The organism is Saccharopolyspora sp. 6M, assembly GCF_020176775.1.
Classification (GTDB): Bacteria; Actinomycetota; Actinomycetes; order Mycobacteriales; family Pseudonocardiaceae; genus Saccharopolyspora_C; species Saccharopolyspora_C gregorii.
Genome location: NZ_JAIUJZ010000033.1, coordinates 1 through 18,540, shown reverse-complemented (window position 1 = coordinate 18,540; position 18,540 = coordinate 1). Strand labels below are relative to the sequence as shown.

Annotated in this window: 15 protein-coding genes; 7 read left to right on the top strand and 8 right to left on the bottom strand. The window is 72.5% G+C overall.

All coding sequences use genetic code 11. The annotated features are described in order from the left end of the window. Nucleotides 1-3 precede the first annotated feature (3 nt). From LCD31_RS06040 to LCD31_RS06030, 3 genes are all read right to left on the bottom strand, one after another. Nucleotides 4-1,554, bottom strand: a complete 1,551-nt coding sequence (locus LCD31_RS06040; RefSeq protein WP_224956517.1) for a GMC family oxidoreductase — start codon at nucleotides 1,552-1,554, stop codon at nucleotides 4-6. A 20-nt stretch (nucleotides 1,555-1,574) separates the two neighbouring features. Then, the gene (locus LCD31_RS06035; protein ID WP_224956515.1) at nucleotides 1,575-3,116 is read right to left on the bottom strand and encodes an APC family permease; all 1,542 of its coding nucleotides are present in this window, start codon (nucleotides 3,114-3,116) and stop codon (nucleotides 1,575-1,577) included. Nucleotides 3,117-3,222: 106 nt separating this feature from the next. Beyond that, the gene (locus LCD31_RS06030) at nucleotides 3,223-4,713 is read right to left on the bottom strand and encodes an aldehyde dehydrogenase family protein (protein WP_224956513.1); all 1,491 of its coding nucleotides are present in this window, start codon (nucleotides 4,711-4,713) and stop codon (nucleotides 3,223-3,225) included. A 286-nt stretch (nucleotides 4,714-4,999) separates the two neighbouring features. On the opposite strand from LCD31_RS06030, the gene LCD31_RS06025 reads away from it, so the two are divergent. From LCD31_RS06025 to LCD31_RS06015, 3 genes are all read left to right on the top strand, one after another. After that, nucleotides 5,000-5,569, top strand: coding sequence for a TetR/AcrR family transcriptional regulator (locus LCD31_RS06025; protein WP_224956511.1), 570 nt, complete (start codon nucleotides 5,000-5,002; stop codon nucleotides 5,567-5,569). Between the two features lie 327 nt (nucleotides 5,570-5,896). Then, nucleotides 5,897-6,859 carry a cellulose-binding protein gene (locus LCD31_RS06020; protein WP_224956509.1) on the top strand — a complete coding sequence of 321 codons (963 nt, stop codon included), beginning with the start codon at nucleotides 5,897-5,899 and terminating at the stop codon, nucleotides 6,857-6,859. 125 nt (nucleotides 6,860-6,984) lie between these two features. Further along, nucleotides 6,985-8,370 carry a S28 family serine protease gene (locus LCD31_RS06015; RefSeq protein WP_224956508.1) on the top strand — a complete coding sequence of 462 codons (1,386 nt, stop codon included), beginning with the start codon at nucleotides 6,985-6,987 and terminating at the stop codon, nucleotides 8,368-8,370. A 315-nt stretch (nucleotides 8,371-8,685) separates the two neighbouring features. Here the strand turns inward: LCD31_RS06015 and LCD31_RS06010 are convergent, their stop codons facing one another. After that, nucleotides 8,686-9,813, bottom strand: a complete 1,128-nt coding sequence (locus tag LCD31_RS06010; RefSeq protein WP_224956507.1) for an acyltransferase — start codon at nucleotides 9,811-9,813, stop codon at nucleotides 8,686-8,688. Between the two features lie 334 nt (nucleotides 9,814-10,147). Here LCD31_RS06010 and LCD31_RS06005 point away from each other — a divergent pair, with 334 nt between their 5' ends. Beyond that, nucleotides 10,148-11,032 (top strand): LLM class F420-dependent oxidoreductase, encoded by an 885-nt coding sequence (locus LCD31_RS06005; protein WP_224956506.1) that lies wholly within the window; start codon nucleotides 10,148-10,150, stop codon nucleotides 11,030-11,032. A 129-nt stretch (nucleotides 11,033-11,161) separates the two neighbouring features. On the opposite strand, the gene LCD31_RS06000 is transcribed toward LCD31_RS06005, so the two are convergent. The 4 genes from LCD31_RS06000 to LCD31_RS05985 form a co-directional block, all read right to left on the bottom strand. Beyond that, on the bottom strand, nucleotides 11,162-12,013 hold the full coding sequence (locus tag LCD31_RS06000; RefSeq protein WP_224956505.1) for an AIR synthase-related protein: 852 nt from the start codon (nucleotides 12,011-12,013) through the stop codon (nucleotides 11,162-11,164). 41 nt (nucleotides 12,014-12,054) lie between these two features. Next, nucleotides 12,055-12,696, bottom strand: a complete 642-nt coding sequence (locus LCD31_RS05995; protein ID WP_224956504.1) for a DUF6084 family protein — start codon at nucleotides 12,694-12,696, stop codon at nucleotides 12,055-12,057. A gap of 215 nt (nucleotides 12,697-12,911) precedes the next feature. Continuing rightward, entirely contained in the window at nucleotides 12,912-13,601 is a 690-nt protein-coding gene (locus LCD31_RS05990) for a response regulator (RefSeq protein ID WP_224956503.1), read from the bottom strand. Then, nucleotides 13,598-15,169 carry an ATP-binding protein gene (locus LCD31_RS05985; protein WP_224956502.1) on the bottom strand — a complete coding sequence of 524 codons (1,572 nt, stop codon included), beginning with the start codon at nucleotides 15,167-15,169 and terminating at the stop codon, nucleotides 13,598-13,600. The genes LCD31_RS05990 and LCD31_RS05985 overlap by 4 nt, the downstream gene beginning before the upstream one ends. A gap of 195 nt (nucleotides 15,170-15,364) precedes the next feature. On the opposite strand from LCD31_RS05985, the gene LCD31_RS05980 reads away from it, so the two are divergent. The 3 genes from LCD31_RS05980 to LCD31_RS05970 are packed head-to-tail and all read left to right on the top strand — an operon-like array spanning nucleotide 15,365 to nucleotide 18,397. Then, nucleotides 15,365-16,351, top strand: a complete 987-nt coding sequence (locus LCD31_RS05980; protein ID WP_224956500.1) for a tripartite tricarboxylate transporter substrate binding protein — start codon at nucleotides 15,365-15,367, stop codon at nucleotides 16,349-16,351. Beyond that, nucleotides 16,348-16,863: a tripartite tricarboxylate transporter TctB family protein gene (locus LCD31_RS05975; protein ID WP_224956499.1), complete on the top strand. Its 516-nt coding sequence runs from the start codon at nucleotides 16,348-16,350 to the stop codon at nucleotides 16,861-16,863. The genes LCD31_RS05980 and LCD31_RS05975 overlap by 4 nt, the downstream gene beginning before the upstream one ends. Before the next feature lie 25 nt (nucleotides 16,864-16,888). Next, on the top strand, nucleotides 16,889-18,397 hold the full coding sequence (locus tag LCD31_RS05970) for a tripartite tricarboxylate transporter permease (protein ID WP_224956528.1): 1,509 nt from the start codon (nucleotides 16,889-16,891) through the stop codon (nucleotides 18,395-18,397). Nucleotides 18,398-18,540: the final 143 nt, after the last annotated feature.

The window sequence follows — 18,540 nt, the reverse complement described above, 5'->3', positions numbered from 1 at the left end:
CGGTTACGCGTTGTCCTCCTTGAGCATGTCCGAGCACTTCTCCCCGATGGCCATCGTGGTGATGTTCGGGTTCACCGCCACCAGGAACGGCATCGCCGAGGCGTCCGCGACCCGCAGGCCCTCGACGCCCTTGACCCGCAGCCGCGCGTCCAGCGGCTTGCTCGGGTCGTCGTCGGCGCCCATCGGCACCGAGGCCGCCGGGTGGTAGACGGTGTTGTGCGTCTTGCGGATGTAGTCGGCGATCTCGTCGTCGGTGCGCACCTCCGGCCCGGGGTGCAGCTCGGCACCGGCCCAGCCCGCCATCGCCTGCTGCGAGACGATCTTGCGGGCGAGCTTGATGCCCTCGGTCATCACCCGGATGTCGTGCTCGTCGGTGAAGTACCGCGGGTCGACGCGCGGCTTGTCCCGGAAGTCCCGGGTGCGCAGCCGCACCGTGCCGATGGACCGGCTGCGGGTGACGTTCGGCGTCAGGCAGAAGCCGTTCTCCGTCGTCGGGTAGCCCTGCCGCGCGGTGTGCATGTCGAACGGCACCGAGCCGTAGTGGAACATCAGGTCCGGCCGGTCCAGGCCCGGTTCGGTGGTGGTGAAGATGCCGATCTCCCACCACTGCGTCGATTCCGTCGGCATCGGCTGCTTCGCGTCCCAGCCGATGACGCCCTCCGGGTGGTCCTGGAGGTTGGAGCCGACGCCGGGGGAGTCGACCAGCACGTCCACCCCGACCTCGCGCAGGTGCTCGGCCGGGCCGATGCCGGAGAGCATCAGCAGCTTCGGGGTGTCGATCGCACCGGTGGACAGCACCACCTCGCGCCGCGCCCGCACCGTGCGGGTGTGGATCAGGTCCGGGTCGAGGTAGGCGACGCCGGTGGCGCGCTTGCCGTCGAACACGACCTTCTTGGCGCGCACCTCGGTGCGCACCTCCAGGTTCGGGCGCTCGCCGATGATCGGGTGCAGGTAGGACACCGAGGACGAGGAGCGGGTGCCGTCCTCGCGGGCGTTGATCTGGAACCAGTTCGCGCCGTGGGTGACCGTCTTGCCCGAGTTGAACTCGGTGATCGGGATGCCCGCCTGCTCGCAGGCCTGCAGCAGCGCCGCGCCCGACGGGTCCTTCGGCGGCACGCTGCGGATCGTCACCGGGCCGCTCCGGCCGTGGTGGTCCCCGGGCCCGTCGTTGGTCTCCAGCCGCTTGTACAGCGGGAAGACGTCCTTCGCGCCCCAGCCGGTGGCGCCCAGCGACTCCCACTCGTCGAGGTCCTCGGCCGGTGCCCAGAACGCGATGCACGAGTTGTGCGAGGAGCAGCCGCCGAGCACCCGGGCGCGGGCGTGGCGCATGTAGGAGTTGCCCTGCTCCTGCGGCTCCACCAGGTAGTCCCAGTCGTAGCCGGATTCCAGCAGCGCCATCCAGCGGTCCAGTTCCAGGATCGCCTTGTCGCCCACGTCGGACGGCCCGGCTTCCAACAGGCACACCGTGGTGTCCGGGTCCTCGGACAGGCGCGCGGCGACCGCTGCTCCGGCGCTGCCGCCTCCGACGACCACGTAGTCGAATTCCTCGGTCATGCTCACAGCTCCGTTTCCGCTCAGGACAAGGCCGGTTTCGGGTCGGGGTCTTCGTCGGCGGCGGCCGCCGCGTGGTCGGCGAGCACGCCGATGCGGTGCCGCTGGACGAACCAGTAGTAGGCGAAGCCGCCGGCGGCGGCGATGCCGACGAACAGCACCGAGCTCCACTGCAGGTACCAGTGGAACGGCGGTTCGGCGTTGTAGACCTCGTTGCGCGGCCAGGCCAGGTTGATCGTCATGCCGGTGCCCCACAGCACGGCCGCGATGTTCACCGGCAGGCCCCAGCGGCCCAGCGAGAACCGCCCCTCCTGCTTCGCCGAGGACCACCGGCCGCGCAGCCGCGCCACCAGCATCGGGATCGTCACCAGCAGGTACGAGATGTAGATCAGGATGATCGCCAGGCTGGTCACCGCGGAGAAGATCTGCGGCTGCCCGATGTTGACCACCAGCAGCGCCACCGCGATCACGCCGATCACGACCGCGGGCACCACCGGCGTCTGGAACCGGGGGCTGACCCGCGCCAGCTTGGACCCGCCGGGCAACGCGTTGTCCCTGGCCATCGCGAACGCGATGCGGATCGCCGCGGTGTGCACCGCCAGCACGCACACCGTGATCGCCACGAACACCACCAGCAGGAACAACCGGCCCACCAGCGGCCCGAGCGCGTCGGTGAGCACGAACTGGAGCCCGTCCTCGGTGAGCTGCGGCGCGGTCAGGTCGCGGGCGGCCATCAGCGCCAGCAGGATGATCAGCCCGCCGAGCACGAACGACGCGATCAGCGACCGCAGGATCGCCTTCGGCGCGTTGCGGTGCGGGTCGATGGACTCCTCGCCGAGCGAGGAGGCGGTGTCGAAGCCGTACATGACGTACGAGGACGCGATCGCCGCGACCAGGAACGCGCCCAGGTAGCCGCTGCCGCCGTAGGCCGCGCCGGTGCCCTGGGTGTCGAGCACGACGTCCGGCCCGCGGGTGGCGAACACCGCCAGCACCAGGATGAGCACCACCGCGGCGATCAGCTCGATCGCCACGCCCGCGCTGTTGATCCGGGCCATCAGCTTCACGCCGAACGCGTTGATCAGCGTGGTGAACACGATCAGCGCGGTCGCCAGCAGCACGCCGTTGGCGGCCTGGCTGGTGCCGGTGCCGTCACCGACGACCTGGAAGGCGCCCCAGATCTGCGGCAGCGTGTGCTGGTAGGCCAGCGCGGTCGCCGCGATCGAGACGATGGAGGCCAGCAGCATCATCCAGCCCGCCAGCCAGGCGACGTGCTTGCCGCCGAGCCGCTTCGACCAGTTGTAGATCGAACCGGCGATGGGGTAGTGCGAAGCCAGCTCCGCGAAGCTCAACGCCACCATCAGCTGCCCGAGGAACACCATCGGCCAGGACCACCAGTAGGCGGGGCCGCCGAAGGACAGGCCGAAGTACGACAGCTGGAAGGTGCCGGTCAGCACCGAGATGTAGCTGATTCCCGCGGCGAACGTGTGGAACGAACCGAGGGATCTCTTCAGTTTGTTGGTGTAGCCGAACTCGCTGAGCTCGGCGTCACCGGAGGGCGCGCTCATGCCCGAACTCCTTTCCCGCGCCCGCCCCCGCCGCAGCGGCGGGGGAGGACAGCGGGTGGTCGTCTGCGCAGATCAAGTAGGACGTGACGTGTCCTGGCCCGCCCGGTCAGCGGCCGTCGAACCACCGCGGCGGGGTCGGGCGCAGGTTCTGGTGGATGTGCTTGGCCTCCTGGTACTCGCCCAGCCCGGCGCGGCCGAGTTCGCGGCCCACGCCGGATTGCTTGAACCCGCCCCATTCGGCCTGGGGCAGGTACGGGTGGAAGTCGTTGATCCACACGGTGCCGTGGCGGAGCCGGTGCGCGACGCGCTGCGCCTTGCTCACGTCGGAGCTGAACACCGCGCCCGCCAGGCCGTAGTGGGTGTCGTTGGCGATGCGCACCGCGTCGTCCTCGTCGGTGAACCGCTCCACGGTCAGCACCGGTCCGAAGGACTCCTCGACGACGGCGTACGAGCCCTGCCGCACCTCGTCCAGCACGGTCGGCAGGTAGTAGTGCCCGTCGCGGTACTGCTCGCCCTCGGGGCGGCGGCCGCCGGTGCGCAGCACGGCGCCCTCCTCGACGGCCTTCGCGACGTAGGCCGACACCTTCTCCAGGTGCGCGGCGGAGATCAGCGGCCCGGTCTCGGCGTCGGCGTCGAACGGCCCGCCGAGGCGGATCCGCTCGGCGCGGCGCACCACCTCGTCGACGAACCGGTCGTGGATCTCGTCCTGCACGATCAGCCGCGCCCCGGCGGAGCAGACCTGGCCGGAGTGCAGGAACACCGCCATCAGGGCGTAGTCGACGGCGGTGTCGAAGTCGGCGTCGGCGAACACCACGTTGGGGTTCTTGCCGCCGAGTTCGAGGGCGACCTTCTTCACCGTGGCGGCCGCCGCGGCGGCGACCTTGCGGCCGGTGTGCAGGCCGCCGGTGAACGACACCAGGTCGATGTCGGGGTGCTCGGACAGCACCGAGCCGACCTCGGCGCCGGTGCCCAGCACCAGGTTGCCGACGCCCGCGGGCAACCCGGCCTCGGTGAGCGCGCGCATCAGCAGGACCGCGGTGCTCGGGGTCAGCTCGCTGGGCTTGAGCACGAAGGTGTCGCCCGCGGCGATGGCGGGAGCCACCTTCCACGCGACCTGCAGCAACGGGTAGTTCCAGGGCGTGATCATGCCGCAGACGCCGACGGGTTCGTAGCGCACGCGGCTGAACGAGTCGGGCGAACCGGTGTCGATGACGCTGCCGCCGTCGGTGCCGGCGATCTTGCCGAAGTACCGGAAGCAGGCGGCGATGTCGTCCATGTCGTATTCGCTCTCCACCAGCCGCTTGCCGGTGTCGCCGGACTCGGCGCGGGCGAACTCGTCCTTGTCGCGGACCAGGATGTCGGCGACCCGCAGCAGCAGGTCACCGCGCTCCCAGGCGGAGGTGTCCGGCCAGGTTCCGTCGTCGAAGGCGCGGCGGGCGGCCCGCACGGCGCGTTCGGTGTCGTCGCGGTCGCCCTCGGACACGGTGGTCACGAGGGTGCCGTCGGCGGGGCTGCGGATCTCGCGGACCCCGCCCGCGGCGGCGGGCTGCCAGGTTCCGTCGATGAACAGCGTGTTCGGTCCTTCGGTGTTCGACATGGGTGTCCCTGCTGTTCCTTCGTCCGTACGGGTCTCGACTGCGGCGCGTGGTCGCGCGGGCCGCCGGTGGGGGCGGCGGGAGCCGGGGTGGGTCGCTCTCGGCCGGTGCTCGGCGGACCGGCTGCGTTGCCGGGGGACACTAGCACCGGCTGTGTACATCTGTACATCATCGCGGGTTCCGGTCCGCCGGATCGCGCGTTCCCCGGCGCGATGACCAGTGCCGACACCAGCAGGGTGACCTGGCCCGCAACGTCCCGCGAATCCCGCGCATGGCAGGCTGGGGGCCATGTCGACGACGGAGTCCGCGCCGCGCCGCAAAGATCCGGCCAGGCGGGAGCGCATCGCCCGCGCGGCGATCACCGTCGTCGCCGAGCGCGGCATCGAGAAGCTCACCCACCGCGCCGTCGCCGCCGCCGCCGAGGTGCCGCTGGGCTCCACCACCTACTACTTCCGCACCCTCGACGACCTGCTCGCCGAGGCGCTGCGGCACTCCGCGCAGGACGACGTGGCCGAGCTGCGGGCCTGGGCCGCCGCCATCGACGGCGGCGCCGAGCTGGCCACCGCGCTCGGTGACCTGGTGCTGCGCTACCTCGGCCCGCACCGCACCCGCACCGTCGTGCAGCACGAGCTCTACATCGCCGCGCTGCACCGCCCGGCCCTCGCGCACGTGAGCACCGAATGGGACGCGGCGCTGGTCGAGCTGTTCACCTCCTATACCGATCCTGTTACCGGGAGGGCACTTTCGGCGGTATTCTGCGGGCTGCTGCTGCAGGGCATCGTCCGCGAGTCGGTGCCGAGTCGAGACGAAATCGAAACCACTTTTCGGCGGGTGCTGCTTCCAATCGGAAATCGCTGACACAGCAACGACTTCCGGCCCCGCCGCGCCGGGCTGCCCCGCGGTTTTCCCACCGGTATCGGAAATTCGATCAGTTGATCTTATGCGCGTTCCGGGTGAACAATGGAGCGCAGCGATCCGTTTTTCGCCAGCACCCGCCGGGTGACCGGACAGGGCAATGTCGTCCCAGCAGAGTCGTCGTGCTGATGTCCGGGTTTCCGCCGGTTCCCCCCGGCGGAGCACGTCCACGGGTGATCCACCGGCGTGGAACGGACATTGCCGCGTCGGGGCGTGGCTCGCTCCCAGCAGGACAACTGATGATCAACACATTCTCAGTGGGGTGAGACCGTGGGCTACCACAACGAAGATCGTGAACTGGTGCCGCTGAAGTCCGATTTCGACACCGTCTGGTACGGCTACCGCCGATCCCAGGTGCGCTTCTACATCCAGCAGACCGATGCCGAGGTGCGCATGCTCACCGAGGACCGGGACGCCGCGCTCAGCCAGGTCGACGACCTGTCGCAGCAGCTGGAACAGGCCCGATCCGAGATCGAGGCGCTGCGCGCCCAGTTCGACGAGGTCTGCAAGCAGCCCGTCGAAGAGGCCGGTCTGTCCGACCGGCTGCGCCGCATGGTGCGGCTGGCCCACGACGAGGCCGAGGAGGTCGTCTCCTCCGCGCAGGCCGCCGCCGAGCACGAGTGGGCCCGCGCCGAGCAGTCCGCCGCCGAGCTGCGCGCCCGCTACGAGAACCTCGTCGCCGAAGCCGACCAGTGGCGCAGGCAGTCCGAGACGCAGCGCAACGAGGCGCTCGCCGAGACCCGCCGCGACATCCAGCGCATGGCCCGCGAAGCCGAAGCGCACCGGCGCAAGCTCGACCACGACGCCGAGGCGCGCCGCACCCAGGTGGAGAACGACTTCGAGATCTCCATGGCGGCCCGCCGCGACGAGGCGAACCGCGTCCAGGCCGAGCGCGAGCAGCGCAGCCGCGACGAGGCCCGCCGCCGCGTCCTGGAAGCCACCGCCGAAGCCGAACGCCGCATCCGCCGCGCCGACGAGCACTCCGACGCGATGCTGCGGATGCGCCAGGACCTCGCGAAGCGGGTCCGGGCCGCGCAGCAGATCATGGCCGACGCGGAACCCTTCCTCGGCGACGTCGAAGCGGGCGCGCTGACCGAGGACTCCGACGCCTACGCCGCGAGCGTGGTGCACGGCGGCCTGCTGGCGGACGACCCGGAGGTCGAGGTCCCGCGCCAGCGCGCCAAGCCGGCGCCCGCCGAGGCCGAAGCGGAATCCGCCGTCGTCAGCGGCTGATCCGGCAGCGCAACCGCCGGGTCCGGGTCCGCGCGACCCGGTCCCGGCGAGCGCGGGGCTACCGCACCGGCCCCCATCCCCACTAGGTTGGTCGCCGACGGTGATCAGCAGGGGGAGGGGCGCGGATGCGGATCCGGGGCTGGCTGTCGGTGCTCGCGGCGGGATGCGTGCTGCTGGCGGGAACACCGATCGCGGCGGCGGAACCCGCCGCCGACGAGCTGCGCGGCCGGCTGGAGGCGGTGCCCGGGCTCACCGTGCTCGGCGAACGGCCCACCGAACCCGGGTTCCGGCTGTTCGACCTCACCTACGCCCAGCCCGCCGACCACCGCGACCCGGCGGCCGGGGAGTTCCAGCAGCGCCTCACGCTGCTGCACCGCGACCTCGCGCGGCCCACGGTCCTCTACACCACCGGCTACAACCTGCCGGCGCAGGCGAGCCGCACGGAGCCGACCCGGCTGCTCGACGGCAACCAGGTGGCGATGGAGCACCGCTTCTTTACCCCGTCCCGCCCCGAGCAGCCGGACTGGACGGACCTGAACATCTGGCAGGTCGCCACCGACGAGCACCGCGTCATCGAGGCGTTGCGCGCGGTCTACGCCGACCGCTGGGTCACCACCGGCGCCAGCAAGGGCGGCATGACCGCCGTCTACCACCGCCGGTTCTACCCGGAGGACGTGGACGCGACGATCGCGTACGTGGCGCCGAACGACGTCGTCAACGAGCACGATCGCTACGATGAGTTCCTCGCGAACGTCGGCGACGAGTCCTGCCGCGCCGCGCTGACGGCCGTGCAGCGGGACGCGCTGACCCGGCGCACCGAGCTGCGGGATCGGTACGCCGCCACCGCGGCCGCGGGAGGGTTCACGTTCGACCGCATCATGGGTGACGTGGACCGGGCGCTGGAAGCCGTGGTCGTCGACGCGCCGTTCGCGTTCTGGCAGTACCGGGGACAGCAGGACTGCGCGCAGATCCCGGCGCCCGGCGCGAGTCTCGACGACCTGTGGGAGTTCTTCGGGGTGACCTCCGACTTCTTCTCCTACACCGACCAGGGCCTCGACCCGTACGTGCCGTACTACTACCAGGCGGGCACCCAGCTGGGCTGGCCCGACGTGTCCGACGAGCCGCTCGCCGACCTGCTGCACAACCGCTCGATAGGGGAGCCGCGCAACTTCGTCCCGCGCGAGATCGACATGCGGTTCCGGCCGGGCGCGATGGCCGACGTCGCCGCGTGGGTCGCGTCGCAGGGCTCCGAGCTGATGTTCGTCAACGGCGAGGCCGACCCGTGGAGCGCGGAACCGTTCCAGCTCGGGCCGGGCAGCCGCGACTCCTACAGCTACCTGGTTCCGGGCGGCAACCACGGGTCCAAGATCGAGGGCCTGCCCCCGCAGCAGCGCGCCGAGGCCGAGGCGACGGTCCGCCGCTGGGCGGGCGTCGACCAGCAGCCGGCGCAGGTTCGCACCGCGCTGGACCGCGCGGCGGACGTCCCCCGCACGCCGCCGATGCTGCCCTGACCCGTCGCACCGGCTGGAACGGCCCACCGGCCCGGGCTCCCCGGGTGGTGGGCCGTTCGGCTGCGCGGACGCGGTGCTCGCGGTCAGGTGGTGCTGCGGCGGGCCGGTCCCGGCTCCAGCGGGGGAGTCGCCGTCAGGTGCCTGCCTCGCCGGGGGCCGCCGGGAAGCCGGGGGCCGCGGAGGAAGCCGGGCGGGACCCGGCAGCGAGTGCGCGACGCGGGGACGGGGAAGCGGCACCGGCCCTCGGCATCGCGACGCCGGGAGGGCCGGGGAAGCCGGACGGAGGCGCCGCGCCGGGTGCGCGGCGCGCGATGCTCAGGCGGCGGCCTTGGCCGAGCTGCGCCGCGACGCGAGCCGGTCGTAGGTGGTCATCAGCCACTTGTGCGTCGGCCGCTCCACCAGCTTCGTCAACGCCCATCCCAGCAGCACCCCGTTCACCACGAACGCCAGCGTCTGCAAGGTCGGCCCCACCCCGAGGTCCTGCAACATCCGGGCCACCACGTAGCCCAAGGTCTGGTGCATCAGGAACACGCCGTAGGAGATGCCCGCGAACCACTGGATCGGCCGCCACGTCCACTTCGGCACCACGCGGTTCCAGTCCGGTCCGCGCGCGGTCAGCGCCACGGCCACCATGCCCACGCACACCGCCACCGTCGAGCCCCAGTCCGCGACCAGACCCTCCGGGGTCTCGGCGTAGTTGTGCAGCGCCTGGCCGAGCATGCAGGCCGCCAGCAGCAGCGCGAAGTGCGGGGTGCGGATCCGCTTGGTCGACCACATCCAGATCGCCACGCCCACCACGAACAGGTGCCAGCGGTGCATGCCGAAGCCGTCCACCACCATCCGGTACCACTCCGGCGGCTGGGAGACGCGCAGCGGCCACTGCGCGGCGGGGATGAGCACCGCGGCCCACAGCACCGCGATCAGGCGGCGGCCGTGCCCGTACCGGCTCGCGTACAGCATCGCGGCGGCGCTGAAGCCCATCAGCTGCAGCGGCACCGTCCAGTGCGAGCCGTCGATGTAGAAGTACTCCGAGGGGTGCCAGTTCCACAGCATCAGCAGGTTCGCCGCCAGGTCCTCGCCGGTCGGCGCGAACCAGCCCTCGATCGGCAGCAGCCGCAACCCCAGGTAGATCAGCACGACGGCGGCCAGGAACGGCGGCAGCAACCGCGCGATCCGGCCCCACCAGTACCGCAGCAGGGTTCCGCGGCCGATCGTCACGCACGCGAAGTACGCGGAGATGACCAGCAGCAGGCTCGCCCCGACCTGGTACGGGAAGACGACCTTGCGCGGGATCAGCTCGGGATGCAGGAACACGCTCAGGAACGTCGCGTGGTACAGCATGACCAACCCGACGCAGCCGGCCCGCACGACATCCCAGCTGATCTTGCGGTTGCTCCGCGTGCCCGAGCGAGCTCGTGCGGGCGCAGTGGTTCCTTCAGGCACGGCGCCACGTTACCAATCGCGGTTTTGCCCGTTGTGACCCAACCGCAGGACAAGTGCCATCCGTTGGAGTGATCAGCGACATCCCGTGCGGAAGTTGACCTTCAGCGCGCGGGAGATCCGAGACTGGCCGCACCCCGTCACCCGTCCCACGAGCGGGTGAACGGTGGCGGACGGTGAGCGGAACACGACGCGCGCGACCTCCGCACGCCGAGGAGGAGGACCGCCTGAACCCGACCGGAACGGGTGAGCATCGGGCTCGCCCGTTCCGGACTGGGAACAAGCGCACGCGACGGGTGGTTGGGGCGGGGGAACGCCGAGCTGGAGGAGGAGCACGATGGCCATCGCCGTAGGACGGGTCGGCTTGTGGACCGGGGCCCCGACGTGGGACCTGGAGAACGCGGAGCACCGGGAAGCCGTCGCCGAACTGGACGCGCTCGGGTACGGGACGCTGTGGCTCGGCATGGCCCCGGGTGACCTCCAGCTCGTGCAGGGGCTGCTGGAGCGGACCAAGAAGCTCGTCGTCGCCACCGGCATCACCAACATCTGGACCCACGAGGCCGCCGACATCGGCGCCGCCTACCAGCGCGTCGACCGCGCCGCCCCCGGTCGCGCGCTCGTCGGGCTCGGCACCAGCCACGCCCCCATCGTCGAGCGGACCGGGCAGACCTACGCGAAGCCGTTCAGCAAGCTGCGCTCCTTCGTCGACGAGCTCGACGCCGCACCCGAACCGCTGCCCGTGCAGGCCCGGGTGCTGGCCGCGCTCGGTCCGAAGGCGCTGCGGCTCGCCGGGGAGCGGTCCGCCGGGGCGCACCCGTACCTCACGACCCCCGAGCACACCGCGTGGGCGCGCGAGGTCCTCGGCGACGGCCCGCTGCTCGCGCCCGAGCAGAAGGTGGTGCTCGAAACCGATCCGGCGAAGGCGCGCGAGATCGCCCGCACCGGGGCAGCGCCCTACCTGGCGCTGCCGAACTACCTGAACAACCTGCGCCGCCTCGGCTACACCGGCGAGGACTTCGGCGACGGCGGCAGCGACCGCCTCATCGACGCCCTCGTCGCCTGGGGCGACCTCGACGCCATCGCCGCCCGGGTCCGCACCCACCACGACGCCGGGGCCGACCACGTCGCCGTGCAGGTGCTCACCGGACGTTCGCCGCTGGACCGGGGGACGGTCCTGCCCCGGGAGCAGTGGCGCGAGCTGGCCCCGGTCCTCCTCGGCTGAGCCCCGCCGCCTCGTCAAGCCGCCGCCCCGCCGTCCTGCCGGGCCGCGCGGGGCGGGGTCGCCCGCTGCGGACCCCGCCTCCGCGAGCGGCGGCTCGGCGCCCGCGCCGCCGGTCCGGAACCGAGGTGGTCAGGCGGCCGGTCCGGTCGCGGGGTCCGCGAGGTGGCCGATGCGGGCGGCGGCCGGGCCCTGGGGGTGCGCGCGCATGGCGGCGAGCGCCGCGGCGGCTTCGCGGGGATCGACCACGACGAGGAGCCGACCCGCGCAGGCCGCGTGCAGCGGGTCGGTGTCCAGCAGCTCCGCCGCCCGGCGCACCTCCGGCCGCACCGGCACCGCGGCCCGCTCCAGCAGCACCCGCACGGCCGCGGCCCGCGCGATCTCGTCCAGCGCGGCGGCCACCCCGCCGCCGGTCACGTCCCGCAGCACCCGCACGCCGGGGGTCGCCGCCAGCACCGCCGCGACCAGCCCGTGCAGCGGGGCGGTGTCCGAGACGACGCCCGCACCGAGCGCGACGCCGATCCCGTGGTCCCCGACCGGCCCGCTGATCAGCACCTCGTCCCCGGGCCGCGCACGGGCGGCGCCGAGCCGGTGGGCCCCGGCCGTCGCGCCCACCCCCGTCGTGTCGATCGCGCAGCCGTGGACCCGTCCGCGCTCGACCACCGACGCCCCGCCGGCGGCGATCCGCACGCCCGCCGCTGCGGCCGCCGCCACCACGGCCCGCGCCACCCGCCGCAGCTCCGCGACCGGAAACCCCACCTCGACCGCGAACCGCGCCGACACCGAGCGGGGTGCGGCACCGGCGACCGCGAGCCCGTTCGCGGTGCCGTTGACCGCCAGGTCGCCGATGCTCCCGCCGGGGAAGAACAGCGGTGCGCAGGAGAACGAATCGGTGACCAGCACGGGCCCCCGGCACGGCGGCGCGGCCGGCGCACCGCCGAACTCCGCGCGCAGCACCGCCGCGGCGAGCGCCGGACCGGACACCACGGAACCCCGCCGGGGGAGGACGCGTTCACCGCGGCCGCTCACCGCTCCGGCCGCCCGAGCAGCTCGTCCAGCGTCGCACCGCGCTCCGGCCGCGGGCGGTGCTCGTCGAGGCGGGGCCGGGAGAGCCTGCGCCGCGGTGGCCCGGCGACCGCGGCGTGCCACAGCGCGGCGGGCAGCGCGAACGCGGCCACCGCGGACCGGGACAGCCGGGCGGCGTGCAGCGTCCCGGCCGCGCCGAGGTAGAACAGCGTTCCGCCGAACCGGAACTCCAGCGGAACCTCCCCGTCCCGCACCGCGTGGAAGTACTGGGCGGCCACCGGATCCGCGGCGCACGCCACCGGCAGGCCGGCGCCGGTGCTGCCGAGGAACGGGCCGACGACCGTGCTCACCCGGCCCCACGGCAGCGCGCGCATCGTGGTGGACCACTGGTCGGGGGTGCCGAAGACCTCGGCCAGCCGGATCGCCTCCGCGGTGTCGTAGCGGCGCCGGGCCGGGACGATCCGCACCGCCGCGGACAGGCTGATCGAGCGGACCCGGACCTCCGGCGGCGCGTCCACGGCGAGCTGGAACCGCAGCGCGGGGCCCGATCCGGAACGGGCGGGTTCGGCGGCGACCACGGTGAACGCGGGTTCCGGGGCGGGCCCGGTGGCGCCGGGCAGGTCCTCGGACACCGCGGTCACGCCGTGCCCGCCTCGGTGAGCGTCATCCCGCAACCTCCCAGCGCCTCGACCACGCCGCAGTCTCGGCCGCCGAGCACCCACCCGCAACGCAGGCCCCGCCACCGGGCGAACCCCGGCCGGGGCGGACCGGCGGCCCCCGGGCCCGCTCACCGGCGGTCGTTGAGCGCCGGCCACCCGCACGCCGTCGGCTCCGCCGAGCAGGACGACGGCCCGGATCAGAGCCAGCGGTAGCGGCGTTCCGGGCGGCCGGTGCCGCCGTAGCGCAGCCGCACCTCGGCGCGCCCGGTGTCCACGAAGTGCTCCAGGTACTTGCGCGCCGACACCCGGGACAGCTCGGCGAGCCCCGCGCACTCGGTCGCCGACAGGTCCTCGCCGCCGCCCGCTGCCTCGCGCAGCACCCGTTCCACGACCCCCGCCGTTTCGCTCGCCAGCCCCTTCGGCGTCACCACCGGCCGCGGTGGGACGCCGAAGAGCCGGTCCACGTCCTGCTGCGCGGCGGGGGCGTCCCCGGGCAGTTCGCTGAGCCGGTCGTGCAGCGCCCGGAAGTGCTCCAGCTGCTCGCGCAGCGCGTCGAAGCTGAACGGTTTGATCAGGTAGTGCAGCGCCCCGCCGCGCACCGCGCCGCGCACCGTGTCCAGGTCGTGCGCCGCGCTGATCACCAGCACGTCCGGCTCGGCCGACGGCCGCGCCCCGGTGCGCATCGAGCGCAGCACGCTCAGCCCGTCCACGTCCGGCAGGTAGATGTCCAGCAGCACCAGGTCGGGTCGCAGCCGCTCCACCTCGCGCAGCGCCTCCGCGCCGGTGTGCGCGACGCCGACCACCTCGAACCCGGGGACGCGGTCCACGTAACCGCTGTGGATCTTCGCGACCATGAAGTCGTCGTCGACGACCAGCACCGTGATCACCTGGTCACCTCCGCGTCCAGCGGCAGCCGTGCGGTGAACACGGCGCCGTGCTCGTTGCGGACCTGCACCGATCCGCCGCGGCGGCGGCAGATCCGCCGGGTCAGCGCCAGGCCGAGCCCGCGGTCGCCGTCCCGGGCCGCCTTCGTGCTGAAGCCGTGCCGGAAGACCTCCTCGACGATCTCCGGCGCCACTCCCGGGCCGGAGTCCCGCACGACCAGCGTCACCACGTCGCCCGCGTGCCGCAGGTCCACTTCGATCCGGTCGTCACCGGAGGCGCCGTCCACCGCGTCCAGCGCGTTGTCCACCAGGTTCCCCAGCACCGTGGTGACGTCCGCGGACAGCTGCTCGTCGAGCTCGCCGAGCGCGCTGCCCTCGCTCAGCCGCAGGCCCACCCCGCGTTCGGCGGCGAGGCTGGCCTTCGCGATCAGCAGCGCCGCGGTCGCCGGGTCGGCGATGCGGGAGGAGACCTCCGCCTGCCACTGGCCGCGGCGGTGGCTGATCCGGTCCACGAACCGCGCCAGTTCCTCGTGCTCGCCGAGTTCGAGCAGCCCGGAGATGGTGTGCAGCCGGTTGCTGAACTCGTGCGCCTGCGCCCGCAGCGTGTCGGTGGTGGTGCGGTGCGCGGCCAGTTCTTCCCGCAGGTCCACCAGTTCCGTCCGGTCCCGCATGGTGATCACGGCGCCGACCGTGGAGATCGGCATGCGGTTGAGCACCACCACGCGTCCGCGGCGCAGCACGATCTGGTCGACGCCGGAGGTGCGGCCGGTGAGCACGTCCCGCGCCCGGTCGTTGAGATCCAGGGCGTCGATCCGGCTGCCCACGCAGTCCGCGGGCAGCGACAGCAGCTCGCGGGCCTGGTCGTTCACCAGCGTGATCCGGTCCTGCTGGTCCACGCCCAGCACGCCTTCCCGGATGCCGTGCAACATCGCCTCCCGGTGCTCCACCAGCCGCGTGATCTCCTGCGGTTCCAGGCCGAGCGTCTGGTGCTTCACCCGCCGCGCCAGCAGGATTGAGCCGGCCACGGCCAGGAACGTCGCGAACGCCAGCAGCACCAGCGGATCACCGGGCGCGCGGCGGATGCCCGCGAAGAAGTCGGGAGTCTCGCGTCCCGCCGCGACCACGCCGATGATGCGGGCGTCGTCGCCGATCACCGGCACGTGCGCCACCAGCGAGTCGACGCCGTCGGCGCCGCGCACGTCCCCGACCCAGGCCTGGCCGCGCAGCGCGGTGCTCGCGCCCATCGGCAGCGGTTGCCCGCGCTGCCCGGGATCCGGTGAGGTCAGCACCACGCCCCGGCCATCGGTGATGATCACCTGGTCGGCGCCGGAGAGGCTGCGCGCGCTCTCCGCGAAGATCGGCAGCGCGTCCCGGTTCACCGGGTCCTGCAGGCTCAGCCGCACCCCGCCGGTCGCGGCGAGGTCTTCGGCCACCGACAGCATCCGCCTGCCCTCGGTGGCGCGGAACGCGGCGTTGGACTGCGACACCGAGAACACCGCGACCGAGGCCAGCAGCACCAGGATGATCGCCAGCTGCCAGCCGAGGAGCTGGCGCGAAAGCGGTCCGCGCATCCTCCACCTCCCTCGCCGCGTCGCGTGGTCCGACCGACGCTAACCCGCTGACCTGCGTCGGCGGGTGGAAGGGTGGCTTCGGAACGGTGACACAACGAACACAACCACCGTTAGGTTCGCAAGGAGGACATCGCACACCCCGCCGTGCAGCATGATCCGGGTCACTTCCCACCACAACGGAGAGGCGGGATCCCCGTGCGCCTGCGCAGCGCGCTGTCCGTGGCCGCATCCCTGCTGCTCGTGCTGCTGGTGCCACCCCTGGTGAGCACCGGTTCCGGCGATGAGACCGAACAGCAGATCCGCGGCCTGCGGATGCTGGTGCCGAACTCGCCGGGCGGCGGCTACGACATCACCGCCCGCACCGCCGTGAAGGCGATGGAGGACGCGAAGCTCAACGGCAACGTCGAGGTGTTCAACCTGCCCGGCGCGGGCGGCACCGTCGGCCTCGGCCGCGTCGTCGGCGAACGGGGCAACGGCAAGCTCGCCATGTCCATGGGCCTCGGCGTCGTCGGCAGCGTCTACACCAACCACTCGCCGGTGTCCCTGCAGGACACGACCCCGGTCGCGAAGCTCGTCGAGGAACCCGAAGTGGTCGTCGTCGCGAAGGATTCGCCGTACCGGACGTTCGACCAGCTCGTCACGGACTGGAAGCGCGACCCGGGGCAGACGCCCGTCGGCGGCGGTTCCTCACCCGGCGGGCCCGACCACCTGGCGCCGATGCTCATCGCCAAGGCCATCGGGCTCAGCCCGAAGCAGGTCAACTACGTGCCGTTCGACGGCGGTGGCGAACTGCTGGCGTCGGTGCTCGGCGGCAAGGTCGACTTCGGCGTCTCCGGGATCGGCGAGTACCGCGACCAGGTCGAGGCCGGGGAGCTGCGGGTGCTCGCGGTGACCGGACCGGACCGGCTGCCCGGGGTGGACGCGCCGACGCTGCGCGAAGCGGGGCTGGACGTGCTGTTCACCAACTGGCGCGGCATCGTCGCCCCGCCCGAGCTGTCCGAAGTGGACCGGGCGAAGCTCGTCGGCCTGTTCACCCGGCTCAACGGGTCGCCGGAGTGGCAGGAGGCGATGCGCCGCAACGGCTGGACGCCCGCGTTCCAGCCCGGCCCGGAGTTCGGCCGCTTCCTGGAGCAGGAGAACGACCGCGTGGTCTCGGTGCTGGAGGAGTTGGGGCTGGCATGAACACCACCGGAACCTCCCGCAGGCAGTGGCTCAAGGACCACTCCGAACTCGGCATCTGCGTGCTGCTGGCCGCGCTCGGCGTCGTCGTGCTCGTGGACGCCGCCACCATCGCCACCGACTTCACCCAGCGCGGACCGATCGGCCCGAAGACGGTGCCGTTCCTCGTCGGCGGGCTGCTGCTCGTCGTGGCCGCCCTGCTCGCCCGCGACGTGCTCCGCGGCGGACGCGGCTCGGCCGAGGCGGGCGAGGACGTCGACCTGGACGCACCCAGCGACTGGCGCACGGTGCTGCTGCTGACCGCGGCGTTCCTCGCGAACGCCGTGCTGATCAACATCATCGGATTCCCGCTGTCCGGGATGATCCTGTTCTGGGGCTCCGCGTACGCGCTGGGCAGCCGGAACCCGGTGCGCGACCCGCTGATCTCCGCGGTGCTCTCCGTCGCCACCTACGTCGTGTTCGACCAGCTGCTCGGTGTGCCCCTGCCCGGCGGACCGCTGATGGGGGTGCTGTGAAGTGGAATCCTCGTTCGACCTGCTGATGCAGGGGTTCGCGACCGCGCTGACGCCGATGAACCTGGTGTGGGCCGCGTTGGGCGTGCTGCTGGGCACCGCCATCGGCGTGCTGCCCGGCATCGGCCCGGCGATGGCCGTAGCGCTGCTGCTGCCCGTCACCTACGCGCTGGAACCGACCGGGGCGTTCATCATGTTCGCCGGCATCTACTTCGGCGGCATGTTCGGCGGCTCCACCACCTCCATCCTGCTGAACACGCCGGGGGAGAGCGCCGCCGTCGTCGCCGCCATGGAGGGCAACCCGATGGCCCGCAAGGGCCGCGGATCGCAAGCCCTGGCCGCCGCCGCCATCGGGCACTTCATCGGCGCCGTCATCGGCATCACGCTGCTCACCCTGCTGGCCCCGACGGTCGCCTCGGCGGCGGTGAACATCGGTGCGCCGGACTACCTGGCGGTGATGGTGCTCGCGTTCATCGCGGTCACCTCGGTGCTGGGCAACTCCCGGATCCGCGGGTTCGCCTCGCTGCTGATCGGTCTCACCATCGGGCTGATCGGCCTGGACGAGATGACCGGGCAGCAGCGGCTCACCTTCGGGCTGCTGTCGCTGGCCGACGGCATCGACGTGGTCATCGTCGCGGTCGGGTTGTTCGCCATCGGCGAGTCGCTGTGGGTTGCCGCGCACCTGCGCCACACCTCCGGCAAGCCGATCCCGGTGGGGCGGCCGTGGCTCGGCAAGGACGACCTGCGGCGCTCCTGGAAGCCGTGGCTGCGCGGTCCGCTGATCGGCTTCCCGTTCGGCGCGATCCCCGCCGGTGGCGCGGAAATCCCCACCTTCCTGTCCTACGTCACCGAGAAGCGGTTGTCCCGCAACCGGCACGAGTTCGGCAAGGGCGCCATCGAAGGTGTCGCCGGGCCGGAGGCCACGGCCAGCGCCTCCGCTGCCGGGACCATGGTCTCGATGCTGACGCTGGGCCTGCCGACCACGGCGGTCGCGGCGGTCATGCTCGCCGCGTTCCAGCAGTACGGCATCCAGCCGGGACCGCTGCTGTTCCAACGCGAATCGGACCTGGTGTGGGCGCTGATCGCCAGCATGTTCATCGGCTCGGTGCTGCTGCTGGTGCTGAACCTGCCGCTGGCACCGGTGTGGGCGAAGCTGCTGCAGATCCCGCGGCCCTACCTGTACGCGGGCATCCTGTTCTTCGCCAGCATCGGGGCGTACGCCGTCGGTGGGTCTTCGCTGGACCTGCTGGTGCTGTTCATCATCGGGCTCATCGGGTTCGCGATGCGCCGCTACGGGCTGCCGGTGCTGCCCGCGATCATCGCGGTGATCCTGGGGCCGACCGCCGAGCAGCAGATGCGGCGCGCGTTGCAGATCAGTGACGGTCAGGTCACCGGTCTGATCAACACCCCGTTCTCCATCGGGGTCTACGCCGTGGTCCTGCTGATCCTGGCGTGGCCGCTGCTGGCCCGCTTCCTGCCCCGCCGCCAGGTGGCTGAGCAGGGCGGCGAGCGGGAGGAGGAGCGGGCGGAGGTCTAGCGACCCCGGAACGATCTCCGCTCCCGACGGGGGGGCGCCCCCCCCCCCCCCCCCCCCCCGCCCCCCCGCCCCCCCCCCCCCCCCCCAAAGGGGGGGCGAAACCACCCCCGGGGGGGGGCGAAAAGCGCAGCCCCCCCGGCCCA